Raw genomic sequence first — 15,704 nt, forward strand, 5'->3', positions numbered from 1 at the left:
AATAATTTTAGTTACTAAATTTTAATGAGAAAATTATTTAATCCAAAAACTATTGCTTAATATGACAATTAGGTGATGGTTTTTTATTTAACGATAATTATCTAAGTTGTTTATAAAAAGGGAAGTAAAGATGATTATAAACTACTGAATGACAGGAATTAATCAATGGAAAATAATTAGCTATTCAATTAAAAATGCATCTTCAAAGAATATTAGGTTTAATATTACTGTAATTGAGGAGTAGTTAATGATTATATCGAAGGGCTATAATTTATATGCGGATATTTACTTTAATTATGATTACTATATTATAGTAACTATCTCGGGATGCTATATCCACTTTATGGATTTAAAAAATGGATATAACGTTTTATCTAAGAATATCACTGATGATAAGTTAGGTCATTATTCAAAAATTTCTTTAAATAATAGTAGAAAAATAGAAAGTAACTCACAAGAATTTAATGAGATATATAATAATAAAAAATCTTATTCAGAGTGGGTGAAAAAAATAATTAAAGAATATAGTTATAAAAATAAAACAGCTCTATTTGAAAATATGAACTTATGTGGTTTAAGCTTTATAGGTAATGAAATTATTATTAAGCCTCAAAACCATTTACGTATGGATCATTGGGTTGGTGAAGGAATACCTGATAGTGCAATTATTACATTAAAAAGCAATTGTAGTGATGAGGTTTTAGGTGCCTCAATAAAAGAAGCATTTACGCGTTGTATTAGTCGTAAAATTTAATTGTTAGGGATTGAATTCGTAATTATTTATATTATTTAAATACTAATGGATTGATTGTTAATGACTAAAAATGAAATATACATAGATATGATGTATTGGATTTTACCCCAACTAAGAAATATTCAATCTAGAGGAATGATAGCAAAAGATAAATTTTGTTATTATGAATTACAGTTAATTCATAATTTACCTAAAAAAATACTTAATCAAGACTTTGATGAAAGTGATATTTCATTTTTAAATTTTCAAGCTAAAACATATACTAAGAAATGTAGTTCAAAAATAAGTATATTGTATGATGGCAATGTAAAGTATATCAAAATGTTATTTGATTTGGTTCCCAATGAATTACGTAACCAATTACGATGGGATGGGCCTATCAATTAAGTTGAGGATATATGGTTTTACCTCTAAATCCAGAATGGGTACCAGGTTCATCTTATACGTATGCGTGGGTTGCCATGGATAATCAAGGGCATCTAGCTAAAATGTATAATAATAATAGTGGATGGCTACCTGAAGTATTATTATCGTTGAAGGATATTAAATTATATTTGGATCAACTATCTGAATATATTGATGGTGAATCAGAAGAATATCATAATTATATAAATAAGCATGGTAATTATACTATTGATTTATATTCAAGTTATATTTATAGAAATTACTATAAATCAAAAATAATAAAAGAGTTTGATTTGGAATTGAAAAAATGGAATGGAAATCATTGTGATGCTGGAGTTGGAGCTAAAATGGGGATGTTTCTTTTTGAAGCCCTAAATGAGTTATATGAAGATTATCCCATTGGTTATGACGGTGAAACGAAAATGGGTGATTATTTTCGTTTTATTGTCCCTAGTATTTATGCTTCGATTGAAGATATTCCTGAAGATTTAAGAAAATATGTTGTATTCTCTGATAATATTGATTTTACTAAAGATAGATTACTCGATAATAATAAGATTAATGATTATTTTACTCGTATGTACTCAAAATAATTTTAGTTGCTAAATTTTAATGAAAAAATTATTTAATCCAAAAACTATTGCTTAATATGACAATTAGGTGATGGTTTTTTATTTAACGATAATTATCTAAGTTGTTTATAAAAAGGGAAGTAAAGGTGATTATAAACTACTGAATGACAGAAATTAATCAATGGAAAAGAATTAACAATTCTATAAAAAATGCATCTTCAAAAAATATAAAAGTTAATATTACGATAATTGAGGAATAATTAATGTTTAAATTAAAAAACAATAAATTAAGAGCAAGTGTTTATTATAATGACGCTCATTATATTTTATTAACTTTTTCTGGTCATTCTATCTATATAATGGATCTAAAAAAAGGCTATAAAGTTTTACCTAATGATATTCTTGATGAAGAATTAGGTTGTTATGCAAAACTCGCTCTGATTAAAAGTGAACAAATTAAAGGAAGTTCAGATAAGTTTAATCAAATGTATAATGATAAAAAACCTTATCAAGATTGGATAAAAAAAATAATTAAAGAGTATGATTATAAAAATAAAACAGCACTTTTTAATAATATGAATCGATGTAGCTTAGAGCTTACAGATGATGAAATTACTATTAGTCCTCTAAACCATTTACGTATGGATCATTGGGTTGGTGAAGGAATACCTGATAGTGCAATTATTACATTAAAAAGCAATTGTAGTGACGAGGTTTTAGGTGCCTCAATAAAAGAAGCATTTACGCGTTGTATTAGTCGAAAAGTTTAAATGGATACTAAATAAAATTACCTTATGCTAATTATAGGTAAGGTGATTTTTTTATTATATGAATTTTTCTATGAAAAATTCATATAATAAATGATTTACACGCTATATATCCAGAGTTCCCTATAAATAAAATAAAGGGGTATTCTGATGATGAGATAAAAAAATTTGAACGTTTATATCGTATTAACGTAACAGAACAACTATATGATTTTCTAAGTTGTATGGGGCGTTGCAGTGGTGGTTTTTTGGGGTGATCCTTTCATTATGATACTAATACAGGTGAATATATTAGTGTAAAGACATTAAATACCCAAACAGCCTCAAGGATTAAAAATCCAAAATCAATAGAAAATACATTAAATACATATATTTCAACTATAGATAAATATTCAGGAGAAAGAAGGGGAAGAGCTGAGATTTTACCAAGTGATGTTAAATCAAAAACTCTAGAACTAGGTGTTCCTGCAAGAACAACCAAAGAACAATGGGATGCTATTAATGACTCTATCAAAAATGCATCTTCAAAAAATATTAAGATTAATATTACAATAGTTGAGGAGTAAATAGTGTCTATATCAAAAAAAAATAATTCAAGAGCAAATGTCTATTTTAACAATGATTATTATATTATAATAACCCTTTCAAAAAGTGGTATTTATTTGATGGATTTTAAAAAAGGTTATAAGGTTTTATCCAAAGATCCACTTGATGCTGATTTGGGTTTTTTTACAAGAAATGCATTAATCCAAAGCGAAATATTAGATGCTAATTCATCTGAATATCATGAAATGCGTAATGATGAAAAATCATATTCTGAATGGATAAAGAAAATAATTAAAGAGTATGATTATAAAAATAAAACGACACTATTCAAAAATATGAACTTATGTAGTGTAAATGTGACTGATGGTATCATATTTATTATTCCTTATGATCACTTACGATTGGATAATTGGATTGGTAAAAGCATACCTAACAACGCAATTATTACGTTAAAAAGCAATTGTAGTGATGAGGTTTTAGGTGCCTCAATAAAAGAAGCATTTACACGTTGTGTTAGTCGAAAATTTTAATTTTTTAGGATTAAAATCATAATAATTTATATTGCTTCTTTATTAAGTAATTAAGTGTTAATGACTAAAAATGAAATATATATAGATATGATATATTGGATTTTACCTCAATTAAGAAATATTCAATCTAGAGGAATGATAGCAAAAGCAAAAGATAAATCTTGTTATTATGAATTACAGTTAATTCATAATTTACCTAAAAAAATACTTAATCAAGATTTTGATGAAAGTGATATTTCATTTTTAAATTTTCAAGCTAAAACATATACTGAGAAATGTAGTTCAAAAATAAGTATATTGTATGATGGCAATATAAAGTATATCAAAATGTTATTTGATTTGGTTCCTAATGAATTACGTAACCAATTACGATGGGATGGACCTGTTATCTAGAGTTTTTTATAATATTATTCATAAATTAAAGGAAAAAAGATGATAGATTCTAACTTTAAAATCGACTTTTTAAGTGACAATAAATATGAGAATATTACTGTCGAAATTTCATAAAAAATAAATACTTTGTCAATTAAATAAAGATAGTGGAATCGATAAAATAGAAATTGAATTTTTAATGATAGCCGATTTTTAAGTAAAGATGTAAAGCGTAAATTTACTTTAGATGATTTTATAACTATTTTGAATAGTGCCAAATTAGATTTAACTAATGCTTAATATTAATCTATCTTCTATTTTAGAATATGAGCCTATGCGGTTTAAGTATTGTAGGTAATGAAATTATTATTAAGCCTCAAAACCATCACTTAATATTATTGTTAAAATAATAACTAAGTGATGGTTTTATTTTTTATTTAAAAGCAATCATATTAATGATTAACACAGTGTTGCGACAATCACCTGATCAGCATTAAATAAAGCGGTTACGCTATCATTAATATGCAGTTTTTGCTCTTTAACGTGCTGATTAGAACATGTGGCACAAACTTCTTGTCCACCTTCTAATGTCACCACTAATTCGCTGTTTTCACTTCCGGTCTCAATTTGAGTGAGTGTGCCTGAAAGCGCATTGTCATATTGCTGTGTTAAAGAAGTTCCTTTTTCAATATTGACCCAAGGTGCCTTAATTAAAATCAGTACTTCTTTACCTTTTTTAAGCCCTAGGCGATCAGCGCTTTTCTCTGTTAAAGCTGCACGAATAGTTGTTTTTTTATCTGCAAGTTGCACATTAACATGCTGTTGAACTTGCAGGTTATCACGCTCAATAATCGTACCAAAAAATTGGTTTCTAGCGCTGGTTTGTAATGAAAAACGAGAAATAGCGGCTAAAAGACTATCCAGAGGGAGTGAATCATCTTTCAATACATCAAAGGCTTTTTGCTGAATTTGACCGAGCAGATCGTAAAGTTGAAGTAAGCGCTCACAATAATGTGTGAGAGTTGCACCACCGCCACCTTTACCGCCTGTTGCTCTATCAACAAGAAGTTCGTCTGCGAGTTGATTCATTTCATTAATGGCATCCCAAGCACTTTTATAACTAATGCCCGCCATTTTTGCCCCTTGGCTAATTGAACCCGTCGCCTTGATCTGTTTTAACAATGCTACGCGACGAGGATCGGCAAAGAGCTTATCTTGAAGTTTAAGAGTTAATAATATTTCTGCTTGCATAATGATAGGCTTCTTCTTTTTTTGTGTGTTTATCGCATTTTTTGTGCCGACACAAAGCGATAATTCTCTAGAATATATACATCTATAGCGTTATTATTCGTCATTCGTGAAGAAATGCCAACTCTGGCTTTCCGAATATACCATGATAAAGAGGTTATCATGCTTGAATTGTTGAAAAGTTTAGGGTTTGCTCTCTTGATGGTACCTGTTGTAATGGTACTGATTATGGGCATCATTTATGGTTTAGGTGAAGTGTTTAACTTGATTTCACCAAGTCAGCCAAAAGCAGACAAAAAATCATAATTTCTCCCTCCCTGATTTAGAACAGCCCTTTATTTTGTAAAGGGCTGTTTTTTTATCTACGCGTACTTGCCATATTTCAAGCCACGGCGTTCATTCGCACTAGCCACACACTCATGATACTCGTCATACTTCAAGCCACAGCGTCGTTGACTGTGTTCATTCGCACTAGCCACATACTTATGATACTCGTCATACTTCAAGCCACAGCGTTGTTGATGGCGTTCATTCGCACTAGTCACATACTTGTGTATGCTCCTAGCGACTCATTCACTTGTCGCCTAGCTGTGACTTGAATTATTTAGAGTATCTATTCACACATTTCAAATTGTCGTGTTGTTGAGTGCGCATCTATCTCCATTTTCTGTTTCTTTTTAATGGTTATATTTATTGATATATAACCAGTTTCTAACATCTAATTCTTTCATTTTACGCTATATTTTGGTATATACAGCGTGTCATCCTTTAATTTAAGTGGAATTAGAACATGAAAAAATTATCAGGCAAGTTACTTGCTGGCGCAGTTATCTCTTTTGCTTTAGTAAGCCAAAGTTTTGCATCGGAAAAAGTAACGGTATTTGCTGCCGCTTCTCTTACCAATGCTCTTAATGAAATTTCGGCACAATATAAGCAAGAAAAGCAAACTGAAGTTGTTGCATCTTATGCGTCTTCTTCAACGCTGGCTCGCCAAATTGAACAAGGTGCACCTGCAAATCTGTTTATTTCAGCAGATCAGCAGTGGATGGATTACGCAATCGATAAAAATTTAATGGTTGCAGATTCACGTCATACACTATTAGGTAATGATTTAGTACTCATTGCCCCTAAAGATAGTAAATTAAATGACGTTGTTATTAATAAGGAAACCAAATGGAAATCCTTACTTAATGGCGGAAAACTAGCTGTTGGCGATCCGGACCATGTGCCTGTTGGTATCTATGCAAAAGAATCATTAGAATATTTAGGTGCATGGGATACAGTAAGCCCAGATATGGCTCGTACTAATAACGTACGTAGTGGTATGGCGCTGGTTGAACGTGATGAAGCACCATTAGGTATCGTATACGGTTCTGACGCGGTTGCGAGTGATAAAGTGAAAGTGGTCGGCGTATTCCCAGCTGATAGCCACAAATCTGTTGAGTATCCAATGGCAGTTGTAAAAGGTCAGGACAATAAAGCAGTTCGTGATTTTTATGACTATCTGAAAACACCTCAAGCCGCAGAAATCTTTAAGAAATACGGCTTTAGCCCACTGTAGGAATTATACTTTTGGAGATGTTAAGTGAATACGAATGGCAAGCCATCATACTAAGCCTTAAGGTATCGACTATTGCAGTTATTATTAGTCTACCTTTTGGTATTTTTATGGCTTGGCTTTTAGTTAGGGTACGTTTTCCTGGTAAATCATTGCTTGATAGCATTATTCATTTACCTTTAGTTCTACCTCCTGTTGTGGTCGGTTATCTTTTACTGATCAGCATGGGAAGACGTGGATTTATTGGTGAATGGTTGTATGACTGGTTTGGTTTTAGCTTTACCTTTAGTTGGCGAGGCGCAGCACTTGCATCCGCGGTTGTTGCATTTCCACTGATGGTTAGAGCGATCAGATTAGCATTAGAAGCTGTCGATCAACGTATGGAACAAGCGGCGAGAACCTTAGGGGCATCACCGATACGCGTCTTTTTTACCATAACGTTACCTTTGTCTATGCCAGGGATCATCGCAGGAATTGTGTTGGCATTTGCGCGCTCATTGGGAGAATTTGGCGCAACAATCACTTTCGTCTCCAATATTCCGGGGGAAACAAGAACGATCCCTCTGGCAATGTATACCTTAATTGAAACACCGGGTGCGGAAATGGATGCTGCCCGTTTATGTGTTATTGCAATTATTTTGGCGCTCGTCTCTTTAATGGCTTCAGAGTGGCTAACTCGTTGGGGTCGTAAAAGATTGGGGGGCGTATGCTAGAAATGAATTTTAAACAGACGCTAGGATCACTGCGTCTGGAAGTCAATATTGAACTACCAACAGAAAGTATTACCGCTGTCTTTGGTTTATCCGGAGCTGGTAAAACCTCACTGATTAATGTGATTGGTGGTTTAACCAAGCCAGATTCAGGACGGATTGTATTAAATAATCACACACTGGTTGATACAGAAAAGAAAATTTATCTACCACCTGAAAAACGCAAAGTGGGTTATGTATTCCAAGATGCACGACTGTTTCCTCATTACACAGTAAAAGGAAATCTGCTTTACGGTATGTCTCCAACAATGAAAGTGCAATTTGATCGCATTATTCATTTGTTAGGTATCGAACATTTACTACCGCGTTTTCCTATCACCTTATCAGGTGGCGAAAAACAGCGTGTTGCTATAGGGCGAGCGTTGTTAACAGCTCCCGATATTATGCTAATGGATGAGCCTTTAGCATCGCTTGATTTACCGCGTAAACGTGAGTTACTGCCGTATTTAGAAAAGCTCTCACAAGATGTACAAATTCCTATTTTGTATGTGAGCCATAGCCTTGATGAAATTATTCGACTTGCAGATAACGTTATTGTAATGGATGCAGGAAAAATTAAGGCAACAGGTAAGCTGGAAGATGTATGGGCAAGTAGTGCATTACGTCCGTGGTTACAAAAAGAGACACTCAGCAGTATCGCGAATGTGATGGTAGTAGAACACCATAGCCATTACGAGATGACAGCAACGGCTTTCGGTAACCAAGTGCTGTGGTTGCCTCAAATCGAGGCTAAAATTGGTCGTGATGTGCGTGTCCGTATTGATGCTTCTGATGTATCACTGACTACCACTCGTCCATCAAATAGCAGTATTCGTAATATACTGCATATGAAAGTAGTTGAAACCATTAAAAATGATGGTCAAGTTGATGTGAAACTTGTCAATGATGGCAATTATTTATGGGCGAGGATCACGCCTTGGGCAAAAGATGAATTGAATATTCAAGAAGGGCAATGGCTTTATGCGCAAATAAAGAGCATTTCGCTAAGTCGTCATCTTTGATTTATCAATTGTATTTGTCGATAAAAAAGACCTTATTTAAAATGAGGTCTTTTACTTTTGGGGAATGGTAAAAATAAGACTAAGACAAAATATATTTATGAATAGTCTCTGCAATACCCGGTTGTGAATTCACTTTAGTGACCATTTTAGCTCGCGCTTTCACTTCATCTGAAGCATTACCCATTGCAACACCTAATCCCACATGTTCTAACATACTAAGATCATTAAAATTATCACCAAAGGCAATAACATCACTCATATTCATGCCATTCGCTTCAACCCAACGTTGTAAACGACGACCTTTACTGTTGCCTTTTTTGGCGATATCAACTTGATCAACCCAAGACCATTCGCACTCTAAACCGACTTGTTGCTCAATTTTTTCAACTAAAGTGCGTAACTCATCGTGATCTGGCGTTGTTGTCGCAATTTTCCAAATGGCATTAACATCATGCATGGCTTTATAGAAATCATCGACTTTAACGAGGTTAGGGCGCTGTGTCAGAGGAAGAGTATCAGCCCAATTAAGTGTGCGTTGTACTGCTGAGGTAAGTTGGTCATACATCATTGCATCGTCAGCATACACTAAATGGTGTACATCAGTTTGTTTAACGAGATCTAATACTGCTCTGGTTTCTTGTGTAGTTAGTGGGTCCGATTCTAATACTTTTTTACCAATGTAATCATAAAGGTAAGTTCCATTACAGCAGATCGCAGGGGTATCAAGATCGAGTGCTTGATAGAATGGATGAATAGCAACGTGATGACGACCTGTTACAATTAAAACTTTAACACCTGCTTTTCTTGCAAGATTGAGTGCTTCTAAAGATTCTGGCAGGATACGTTTTTGGTCATCAAGCAGTGTGCCATCAAGATCCAAAGCAATAACGCGATATGACATAAATAAGCCCCTTGATAGTATTAAGATGCAATGTCGTTGATGGTACACGTTAACCAATAAAAGATAAACTAGCTTAATCGTGACAGGTTATCGTTAGCTGTTCTATTATTCTTTATAAATCAATGGGTAATCTGTTTTAAGGAGAAGGAATGAAACAGGTAGTCTACATAGCAAGTCCAGAGAGCCAGCAAATCCATGTTTATGCATTAAACACTGAAGGTGAAATGGATTTATTGCAGGTTGTTGAGGTTGTAGGACAAGTACAACCGATGATTGCAAGTGCAGATGGAAAATACCTTTATGTAGGTATTCGTCCTCATTTTAGTGTGGTGACATTTGCTATTGCTGCCGATGGTCAATTAGAGCAAAAGGCTATCACTTCCATTCCAAGTACGCCTGTTCATTTATGTTTAGATAAAACAGGGCGTTTCTTATTTGTCCCTTCTTATCATCAAGGCAATTTGGCTATTTTGCCTATTAATGAAAAGGGGATCCCTCAATCAGCTATTCAAATTATTGAAGGGTTAAATAAGCCTCATTCATCCAATATCGATTGGAATAATAAACAACTGATTGTTCCTTGCCTAGGTGAAGATCATATTCGTTTATTTAATTTATCAGAAAACGGTCATTTAACAGAGGCGGGCACTGAAGAGCTGACAACAGTACAGAACGCAGGTCCTCGTCATATGGCATTTCATCCTAATGGTGATGTGTTTTATTGCCTGAATGAATTAGATGCGACAATTAATGTATACCGTCGTATGGGGGATTTATATCGTTTAATGCAAACGGTCGATATCGTTCCTGAAACCTTTAACAGTACCCGTTGGGCGTCAGATATTCATATTACACCAGATGGCCGTTTTCTTTATGCCAGCGAGCGCTCAGAAAGCTTTATTTGTGCGATGGCAATTTCAGAGTCGGGCGATTATCTGCAACCTGTGGGTTATTACCCAACTCAAACACAGCCTCGAGGTTTTAATCTTGATAATACAGGAAATTACCTGATTTCTTGTGGTCAAAAATCAGATTTTGCCTCTGTCTCTCGTATTGACAAACACACTGGTGCATTAACTGAATTAGCGTGTTACCCAGTAGGTAAAGGCGCAATGTGGGTTACCGTCGTGACGAAATAACTGTCACAGTATAAAAATTACTGTGAACCTCTAGCAGAATATTGCCTTGCTAGAGGTTTATTTTTTTATGAAAGATTTATGAGAGACTAACCACTTTTTCAATAGCTTGAGTGAGTTTAGTGAGGCTTACTGGTGGCATAATAAACGGTGGCATAATATAAATAAGTTTGCCAAAAGGTCTGATCCAAACCCCTTCATCAACAAAGATTTTTTGTAATTTTGCCATATTGACTGGCTCGTTCATTTCGACCACACCAATCGCACCTAAAACGCGCACATCTTTGACACTTTTAGCCTGTTTTAACGGTAATAGCTCGCGTTTTAGTTGTTTTTCAATTTCTGCAACTTGGTTTATCCAATCGCCTTTTGCTAATAGAGATAAACTGGCATCAGCAACAGCACAAGCCAAAGGATTTCCCATATAAGTAGGGCCATGCATAAAACATCCTGCATCACCTTGACTGATGGTTTCTGCGATATGACGTGTAGTTAAGGTGGCTGATAAAGTCATATACCCACCTGTTAATGCTTTACCTACACACATGATATCTGGCGATATTTCAGCATGTTCACAGGCAAATAACTTACCTGTTCGACCAAAACCAGTGGCTATTTCATCGGCAATGAGTAGTACATCAAACTCGTCACACAAAGCTCTTGCGTGTTTTAAATATTCAGGATGATAAATTCGCATTCCACCTGCACCTTGAACAATTGGTTCAAGCATAACGGCCGCAATTTCTTGATGATGTTGTTCTAGTGTTGAGCGTAATGAGTTGATATCAGCCGGATCCCACTCTTCATAAAAACCGGTTTTTGGTGCATCCACAAAGAGATGATTAGGTAAGTAACCTTTGTAGAGACTGTGCATCGAGTTATCGGGATCACACACTGACATAGCACCAAATGTATCACCATGATAGCCCTGTTTTAACGCCACAATACGTTGACGTTTTTCACCTTTAGCTTGCCAATATTGCAACGCCATTTTCAGTGCGACTTCAACAGCAACCGAACCTGAATCTGCTAGAAATATGCATTCAAGAGGCGCTGGTGTTATCGCTAATAATTTACGACAAAGAGATACTGCTGGGGGATGAGTAATACCACCAAACATAACATGAGACATATTGTTTAATTGTGTGGTAACCGCATCATTAAGTTCAGGATGATTATATCCATGAATTGCTGCCCACCATGAAGACATTCCATCAATCAGTTTTCTACCATCAGCCAAGACTAATTCAATGCCTTTTGCACTGACAATAGGGTAAGCAGGCAACGGATTACTCATCGAAGTGTATGGATGCCAAATATGGCGTAAATCAAAAGCGATATCTTCAGGTGTCATTATATTTTTCACTTAATCATGTAAACCAAAGGTGATCAATTTTAGTTGACATGATAACCCTATTATTTAAACTGGCAATCACTTTTAAACAGGAGATTGCATTGTGAGCGCACTAAAACGTTGGACACTAAAAGAAGCCAGAGCACTGTTTGATATGCCATTTTTAGATTTGGTTTTTCAGGCACAACAAGTTCACCGTCAACATTTTGACCCTTCACAAATCCAAGTGAGTACGTTACTTTCCATTAAAACAGGAGCTTGTCCTGAAGATTGTAAGTATTGTGCCCAAAGCGCGCGGTATAAAACGGGATTAGAAAAAGAGCGCTTAATGGAAGTGCAACAAGTGATTGAATCTGCAAAAAAAGCCAAAGCAGCCGGTTCAACGCGTTTTTGTATGGGAGCAGCATGGAAAAACCCTCATGAGCGCGATATGCCTTACCTTGAGCAAATGGTGAAAGAAGTTAAAGCGTTGGGTATGGAAACCTGCATGACACTCGGAAAATTAGATGATTCACAAGCTAACCGCTTAGCAGATGCCGGGCTGGATTTTTATAACCACAACCTTGATACCTCTCCTGAATTTTACGGCAGTATCGTGACAACACGTACCTATCAAGATCGCTTAGATACGCTTGATAAAGTACGCAATGCTGGCATTAAAGTGTGTTCTGGCGGAATTTTAGGGTTAGGAGAGGAAGTTAAAGACAGGGCAGCAATGTTGGTGCAGTTAGCTAATTTGCCACAGCCTCCTGAAAGTGTGCCGATCAATATGCTTGCCAAAATAAAAGGGACACCACTTGCAGATAATGAAGATGTCGATCCTTTTGATTTTATTCGTACTATTGCAGTTGCTCGTATCATGATGCCTCGCTCTTATGTGCGTCTTTCTGCGGGGCGTGAGCAAATGAGTGAACAAACACAAGCATTCTGCTTTATGGCTGGGGCTAACTCTATTTTTTATGGTTGTAAATTATTAACGACAACCAATCCAACCGAAGATAAAGATCACCAATTATTCCGCAAATTAGGCTTAAATCCTGAACGATTAGCAGTATCTATGGGCGACAATCAGCAAGAAGAGGCGTTAATACAAGCAGTTGCCAATAAAGACACTGAACAATTTTATAACGCGGCACTGTAATGAGCTGGCAAACCTATATAGATGAACAACTTAATGTGCGTAGAAATACGCCATTATGGCGAAAGCGCAAAGTGATCAAACAAGCGGATGGGCGTTTTTTGATCACCACATCCGGTGAAAAATACCTTAATTTTTCAGGCAATGATTATTTAGGCATGAGTCAGCATGCGGACGTCATTAAAGCATGGCAACAAGGTGCTGATGAATACGGTGTAGGTAGTGGCGGATCAGGACATATTACAGGATTTACACAAGCTCATGCGCAGTTAGAGCAGCGTCTTGCAGATTGGTTAGGTTATGATAATACGCTGTTATTTTCATCCGGTTACAGTGCTAATCAAGGTGTCATTTCGGCATTACTTGAAAAAGACGATGCAATTATTGCAGATAAACTTTGTCATGCTTCTCTAATGGAAGCTGCAGTATTATCACCTGCTACATTATGGCGATTTTTACACAATTCTCCTGGCTCTTTATCTCAACGGCTTAATAAAACGTCAGCTAATAAAACCTTAGTGGTAACAGAAGGGGTATTTAGTATGGATGGAGATAAAGCACCATTAAGAGAAATAGCAACAATAAGCCAAAAACATCATACATGGTTAATGGTCGATGATGCGCATGGTATTGGCGTTTTAGGTAAAGAAGGTCGAGGTAGTTGCGATGATGCAGGGATTAAAGCTGAAATATTGGTAGTCACTTTTGGTAAAGCGTTTGGTGTCAGCGGGGCGGCTGTGCTTTGTAATAAGCCAACCGCAGAGTTTTTTGAACAATATGCTCGGCATCTTATTTACAGTACATCAATGCCACCAGCACAAGCTATAGCCTTAAACTCTGCTTTGAATGTTATTAAGCAAGCGGATAATGAACGGGAATATCTTCAACAATTAATTGATACCTTTCGCCAAGGTGTAATTTCACTTCCGATTAAATTATTACCTTCAAAAACGGCTATTCAGCCATTAATTATTGGTGATGAACAATTATGCCAAACACTTTCAGATTATCTGCAATCTAAAGGACTTTGGGTAAAAGCAATTTTTCCACCCACCGTACCCCCTCAAAGTGCACGTTTACGAATAACGTTAACTACTCGCCATCACCTTTCAGATATTAAGCTGTTAATCGAGACGCTTCATGCTTTCTTCAGTCAAAACAGATAAACAACGTATAGCTCAAACTTTTGGTAAAGCAGCTATTCATTACGATAATCACGCTAATATTCAGCGCTATAGTGGCAATAAATTAATGGATTTAGCGCATCATGATAGTGGCAATATTGTGTTAGATGCAGGATGTGGAACAGGATATTTCAGCCAAAAATGGAAGCAACAAGGCAAGTTTGTCATCGCACTTGACCTGTCACACAGCATGCTACAAGTAGCAAAACAACAACAGCGAGCTGATGGTTACTTACAAAGTGATATCGAACACTGCGCGATTGCACCACAAAGTGTGGACATTGTGTTTAGTAATTTAGCGATGCAATGGTGTGAGGATTTATCTGGTGCTATTAAAACATTAATGAATACAGTCAATGTAAAAGGTGCACTTTATTTCTCAACACTCACTACGTTGACACTGCAAGAAGTTAGAGATGCTTGGCAATCTCTTGATAAACACCCTCATGTAAATCCCTTTTTATCGCTTCAAGATATTGAGAAAGCGTGTCGTGGTTTTCATTGCCAATTTTCTACTGAAACTGTCACTGAACAATACGACTCATTACATGCGCTCTTTGCTTCTTTGAAGGGGGTTGGCGCCAATTTTGTGCAGGGTGATCGACAAAAGGGGTTAATGACACGACAAAAATTCCGTGCACTAGAAAATGTGTGGAAAACAGAATCAGGCAAATATTTACTTACCTATCAAATTGTTATAGGAAAAATATCACATGGCTAAGACATGGTTTTTAACAGGTACAGATACAGAAGTAGGTAAAACTGTGGTAAGCAGTGCTCTGTTACAATGTGCAGCGTATCAAGGATATCAAACTGCGGGCTATAAACCTGTTGCATCAGGAAGTGAGTGGCTAAATGAAGGTTTACGTAATTCAGATGCACTTATACTGCAAAAATTCAGTACGGTAAAATTAGATTATCAGCGTGTTAACCCTTACTGTTTTGAAACGCCTACATCGCCACATATTGTTAGTCAAGAAATGAACCAGCCTATTGATTTTGATGTGATGTCAGAAGGATTGTCTTACTTAAAACAACGAGTTGATTGGGTTTTAGTCGAAGGAGCAGGGGGGTGGTTTACACCACTATCAGAAAAACAATTTTTCTCTGATTGGGTTATCAATGAAAAGCTACCTGTTATTTTGACTGTGGGTGTTAAATTGGGTTGTATTAATCATGCGTTATTAACGCAACAAGCAATTATTCAATCTGGTTTAACATTGGCGGGTTGGATTGCGAACGAAGTTGAGCCAGCAGGGCGATATCAGAAAGAGTATCTAGCAACATTAAAACAGCATATAAAGGCTCCTTTTTTAGGCAAAATACCCTATTTAAACGAAGTAAAAGAGCATAATTTCACTCCTTATCTCGATCTTTCCTGTTTAAAACTAAGTTGATAGGCCATTATTAAGTAAGTTATAAAAGTCCATTTTTTATACCAATAAAAAAATAAAAAAAATAAATTTCG

General features: G+C 35.5%; 19 protein-coding genes. 16 read left to right on the forward strand and 3 right to left on the reverse strand.

What is annotated here, in order from left to right:
- Positions 1-247: 247 nt before the first annotated feature.
- The 7 genes from DK857_RS11610 to DK857_RS11635 all read left to right on the forward strand — a co-directional run bounded on the left by DK857_RS11610 (position 248) and on the right by DK857_RS11635 (position 3,967).
- Positions 248-754, forward strand: coding sequence for a contact-dependent growth inhibition system immunity protein (locus tag DK857_RS11610; protein ID WP_109402241.1), 507 nt, complete (start codon positions 248-250; stop codon positions 752-754).
- 60 nt (positions 755-814) lie between these two features.
- Complete coding sequence (locus DK857_RS11615; protein WP_109402242.1) at positions 815-1,141, forward strand: zinc ABC transporter substrate-binding protein; 327 nt, start codon at positions 815-817, stop codon at positions 1,139-1,141.
- An 11-nt stretch (positions 1,142-1,152) separates the two neighbouring features.
- Entirely contained in the window at positions 1,153-1,752 is a 600-nt protein-coding gene (locus tag DK857_RS11620) for a hypothetical protein (protein WP_109402243.1), read from the forward strand.
- A 242-nt stretch (positions 1,753-1,994) separates the two neighbouring features.
- A complete protein-coding gene (locus DK857_RS11625; RefSeq protein ID WP_109402244.1) occupies positions 1,995-2,501 on the forward strand; it encodes a contact-dependent growth inhibition system immunity protein in 507 nt (168 codons plus the stop codon).
- A 287-nt stretch (positions 2,502-2,788) separates the two neighbouring features.
- Positions 2,789-3,064 (forward strand): endonuclease toxin domain-containing protein, encoded by a 276-nt coding sequence (locus DK857_RS19590; RefSeq protein WP_326490321.1) that lies wholly within the window; start codon positions 2,789-2,791, stop codon positions 3,062-3,064.
- Positions 3,065-3,067: 3 nt separating this feature from the next.
- Entirely contained in the window at positions 3,068-3,574 is a 507-nt protein-coding gene (locus tag DK857_RS11630; protein WP_109393466.1) for a contact-dependent growth inhibition system immunity protein, read from the forward strand.
- A gap of 60 nt (positions 3,575-3,634) precedes the next feature.
- Positions 3,635-3,967: a zinc ABC transporter substrate-binding protein gene (locus DK857_RS11635; RefSeq protein WP_109402245.1), complete on the forward strand. Its 333-nt coding sequence runs from the start codon at positions 3,635-3,637 to the stop codon at positions 3,965-3,967.
- A 438-nt stretch (positions 3,968-4,405) separates the two neighbouring features.
- Here the strand turns inward: DK857_RS11635 and modE are convergent, their stop codons facing one another.
- The gene (gene modE / locus DK857_RS11645) at positions 4,406-5,197 is read right to left on the reverse strand and encodes a molybdenum-dependent transcriptional regulator (RefSeq protein ID WP_109393468.1); all 792 of its coding nucleotides are present in this window, start codon (positions 5,195-5,197) and stop codon (positions 4,406-4,408) included.
- A gap of 159 nt (positions 5,198-5,356) precedes the next feature.
- On the opposite strand from modE, the gene DK857_RS11650 reads away from it, so the two are divergent.
- From DK857_RS11650 to modC, 4 genes are all read left to right on the forward strand, one after another.
- Entirely contained in the window at positions 5,357-5,500 is a 144-nt protein-coding gene (locus DK857_RS11650; protein WP_071788544.1) for an AcrZ family multidrug efflux pump-associated protein, read from the forward strand.
- A gap of 484 nt (positions 5,501-5,984) precedes the next feature.
- Positions 5,985-6,755: a molybdate ABC transporter substrate-binding protein gene (gene modA, locus DK857_RS11660; protein WP_109402247.1), complete on the forward strand. Its 771-nt coding sequence runs from the start codon at positions 5,985-5,987 to the stop codon at positions 6,753-6,755.
- Between the two features lie 17 nt (positions 6,756-6,772).
- Positions 6,773-7,465 carry a molybdate ABC transporter permease subunit gene (gene modB, locus DK857_RS11665; RefSeq protein WP_075672738.1) on the forward strand — a complete coding sequence of 231 codons (693 nt, stop codon included), beginning with the start codon at positions 6,773-6,775 and terminating at the stop codon, positions 7,463-7,465.
- Positions 7,459-8,523, forward strand: coding sequence for a molybdenum ABC transporter ATP-binding protein ModC (gene modC / locus DK857_RS11670; RefSeq protein ID WP_109402248.1), 1,065 nt, complete (start codon positions 7,459-7,461; stop codon positions 8,521-8,523). Before modB ends, modC begins: the two co-directional genes overlap by 7 nt.
- Positions 8,524-8,602: 79 nt before the next feature.
- Here the strand turns inward: modC and DK857_RS11675 are convergent, their stop codons facing one another.
- The gene (locus DK857_RS11675) at positions 8,603-9,424 is read right to left on the reverse strand and encodes a pyridoxal phosphatase (protein ID WP_109393470.1); all 822 of its coding nucleotides are present in this window, start codon (positions 9,422-9,424) and stop codon (positions 8,603-8,605) included.
- Between the two features lie 149 nt (positions 9,425-9,573).
- Between DK857_RS11675 and pgl the strand changes: the two genes are divergently transcribed.
- Positions 9,574-10,563, forward strand: coding sequence for a 6-phosphogluconolactonase (gene pgl, locus DK857_RS11680; RefSeq protein ID WP_109402249.1), 990 nt, complete (start codon positions 9,574-9,576; stop codon positions 10,561-10,563).
- Positions 10,564-10,639: 76 nt separating this feature from the next.
- Here the strand turns inward: pgl and bioA are convergent, their stop codons facing one another.
- Positions 10,640-11,914 carry an adenosylmethionine--8-amino-7-oxononanoate transaminase gene (bioA, locus tag DK857_RS11685; RefSeq protein WP_109402250.1) on the reverse strand — a complete coding sequence of 425 codons (1,275 nt, stop codon included), beginning with the start codon at positions 11,912-11,914 and terminating at the stop codon, positions 10,640-10,642.
- Between the two features lie 103 nt (positions 11,915-12,017).
- Here bioA and bioB point away from each other — a divergent pair, with 103 nt between their 5' ends.
- From bioB to bioD, 4 genes are read left to right on the forward strand one after another with little or no spacing between them, the layout of a single operon-like run.
- Positions 12,018-13,055 carry a biotin synthase BioB gene (gene bioB, locus DK857_RS11690; RefSeq protein ID WP_098943836.1) on the forward strand — a complete coding sequence of 346 codons (1,038 nt, stop codon included), beginning with the start codon at positions 12,018-12,020 and terminating at the stop codon, positions 13,053-13,055.
- Complete coding sequence (gene bioF / locus DK857_RS11695) at positions 13,055-14,218, forward strand: 8-amino-7-oxononanoate synthase (protein WP_109402251.1); 1,164 nt, start codon at positions 13,055-13,057, stop codon at positions 14,216-14,218. The genes bioB and bioF overlap by 1 nt, the downstream gene beginning before the upstream one ends.
- Entirely contained in the window at positions 14,193-14,957 is a 765-nt protein-coding gene (bioC, locus tag DK857_RS11700) for a malonyl-ACP O-methyltransferase BioC (protein WP_075672745.1), read from the forward strand. Before bioF ends, bioC begins: the two co-directional genes overlap by 26 nt.
- A complete protein-coding gene (gene bioD / locus DK857_RS11705; RefSeq protein WP_109402252.1) occupies positions 14,950-15,633 on the forward strand; it encodes a dethiobiotin synthase in 684 nt (227 codons plus the stop codon). The genes bioC and bioD overlap by 8 nt, the downstream gene beginning before the upstream one ends.
- The last annotated feature ends 71 nt before the right edge of the window (positions 15,634-15,704 follow it).

It is taken from the genome of Proteus terrae, assembly GCF_003144325.1.
GTDB lineage: Bacteria > Pseudomonadota > Gammaproteobacteria > Enterobacterales > Enterobacteriaceae > Proteus > Proteus terrae.

Coding starts and splice junctions, on each gene's coding strand:
- bioA (WP_109402250.1), bottom strand. CDS start 11,914: ATGACACCTGAAGATATCGCTTTTGATTTACGCCATATTTGGCATCCA.
- modB (WP_075672738.1), top strand. CDS start 6,773: ATGTTAAGTGAATACGAATGGCAAGCCATCATACTAAGCCTTAAGGTA.
- DK857_RS11610 (WP_109402241.1), top strand. CDS start 248: ATGATTATATCGAAGGGCTATAATTTATATGCGGATATTTACTTTAAT.
- modA (WP_109402247.1), top strand. CDS start 5,985: ATGAAAAAATTATCAGGCAAGTTACTTGCTGGCGCAGTTATCTCTTTT.
- DK857_RS11675 (WP_109393470.1), bottom strand. CDS start 9,424: ATGTCATATCGCGTTATTGCTTTGGATCTTGATGGCACACTGCTTGAT.
- DK857_RS11635 (WP_109402245.1), top strand. CDS start 3,635: ATGACTAAAAATGAAATATATATAGATATGATATATTGGATTTTACCT.
- DK857_RS11620 (WP_109402243.1), top strand. CDS start 1,153: ATGGTTTTACCTCTAAATCCAGAATGGGTACCAGGTTCATCTTATACG.
- bioF (WP_109402251.1), top strand. CDS start 13,055: ATGAGCTGGCAAACCTATATAGATGAACAACTTAATGTGCGTAGAAAT.
- bioC (WP_075672745.1), top strand. CDS start 14,193: ATGCTTTCTTCAGTCAAAACAGATAAACAACGTATAGCTCAAACTTTT.
- DK857_RS11615 (WP_109402242.1), top strand. CDS start 815: ATGACTAAAAATGAAATATACATAGATATGATGTATTGGATTTTACCC.
- bioD (WP_109402252.1), top strand. CDS start 14,950: ATGGCTAAGACATGGTTTTTAACAGGTACAGATACAGAAGTAGGTAAA.
- modC (WP_109402248.1), top strand. CDS start 7,459: ATGCTAGAAATGAATTTTAAACAGACGCTAGGATCACTGCGTCTGGAA.
- pgl (WP_109402249.1), top strand. CDS start 9,574: ATGAAACAGGTAGTCTACATAGCAAGTCCAGAGAGCCAGCAAATCCAT.
- modE (WP_109393468.1), bottom strand. CDS start 5,197: ATGCAAGCAGAAATATTATTAACTCTTAAACTTCAAGATAAGCTCTTT.
- DK857_RS11625 (WP_109402244.1), top strand. CDS start 1,995: ATGTTTAAATTAAAAAACAATAAATTAAGAGCAAGTGTTTATTATAAT.
- DK857_RS11650 (WP_071788544.1), top strand. CDS start 5,357: ATGCTTGAATTGTTGAAAAGTTTAGGGTTTGCTCTCTTGATGGTACCT.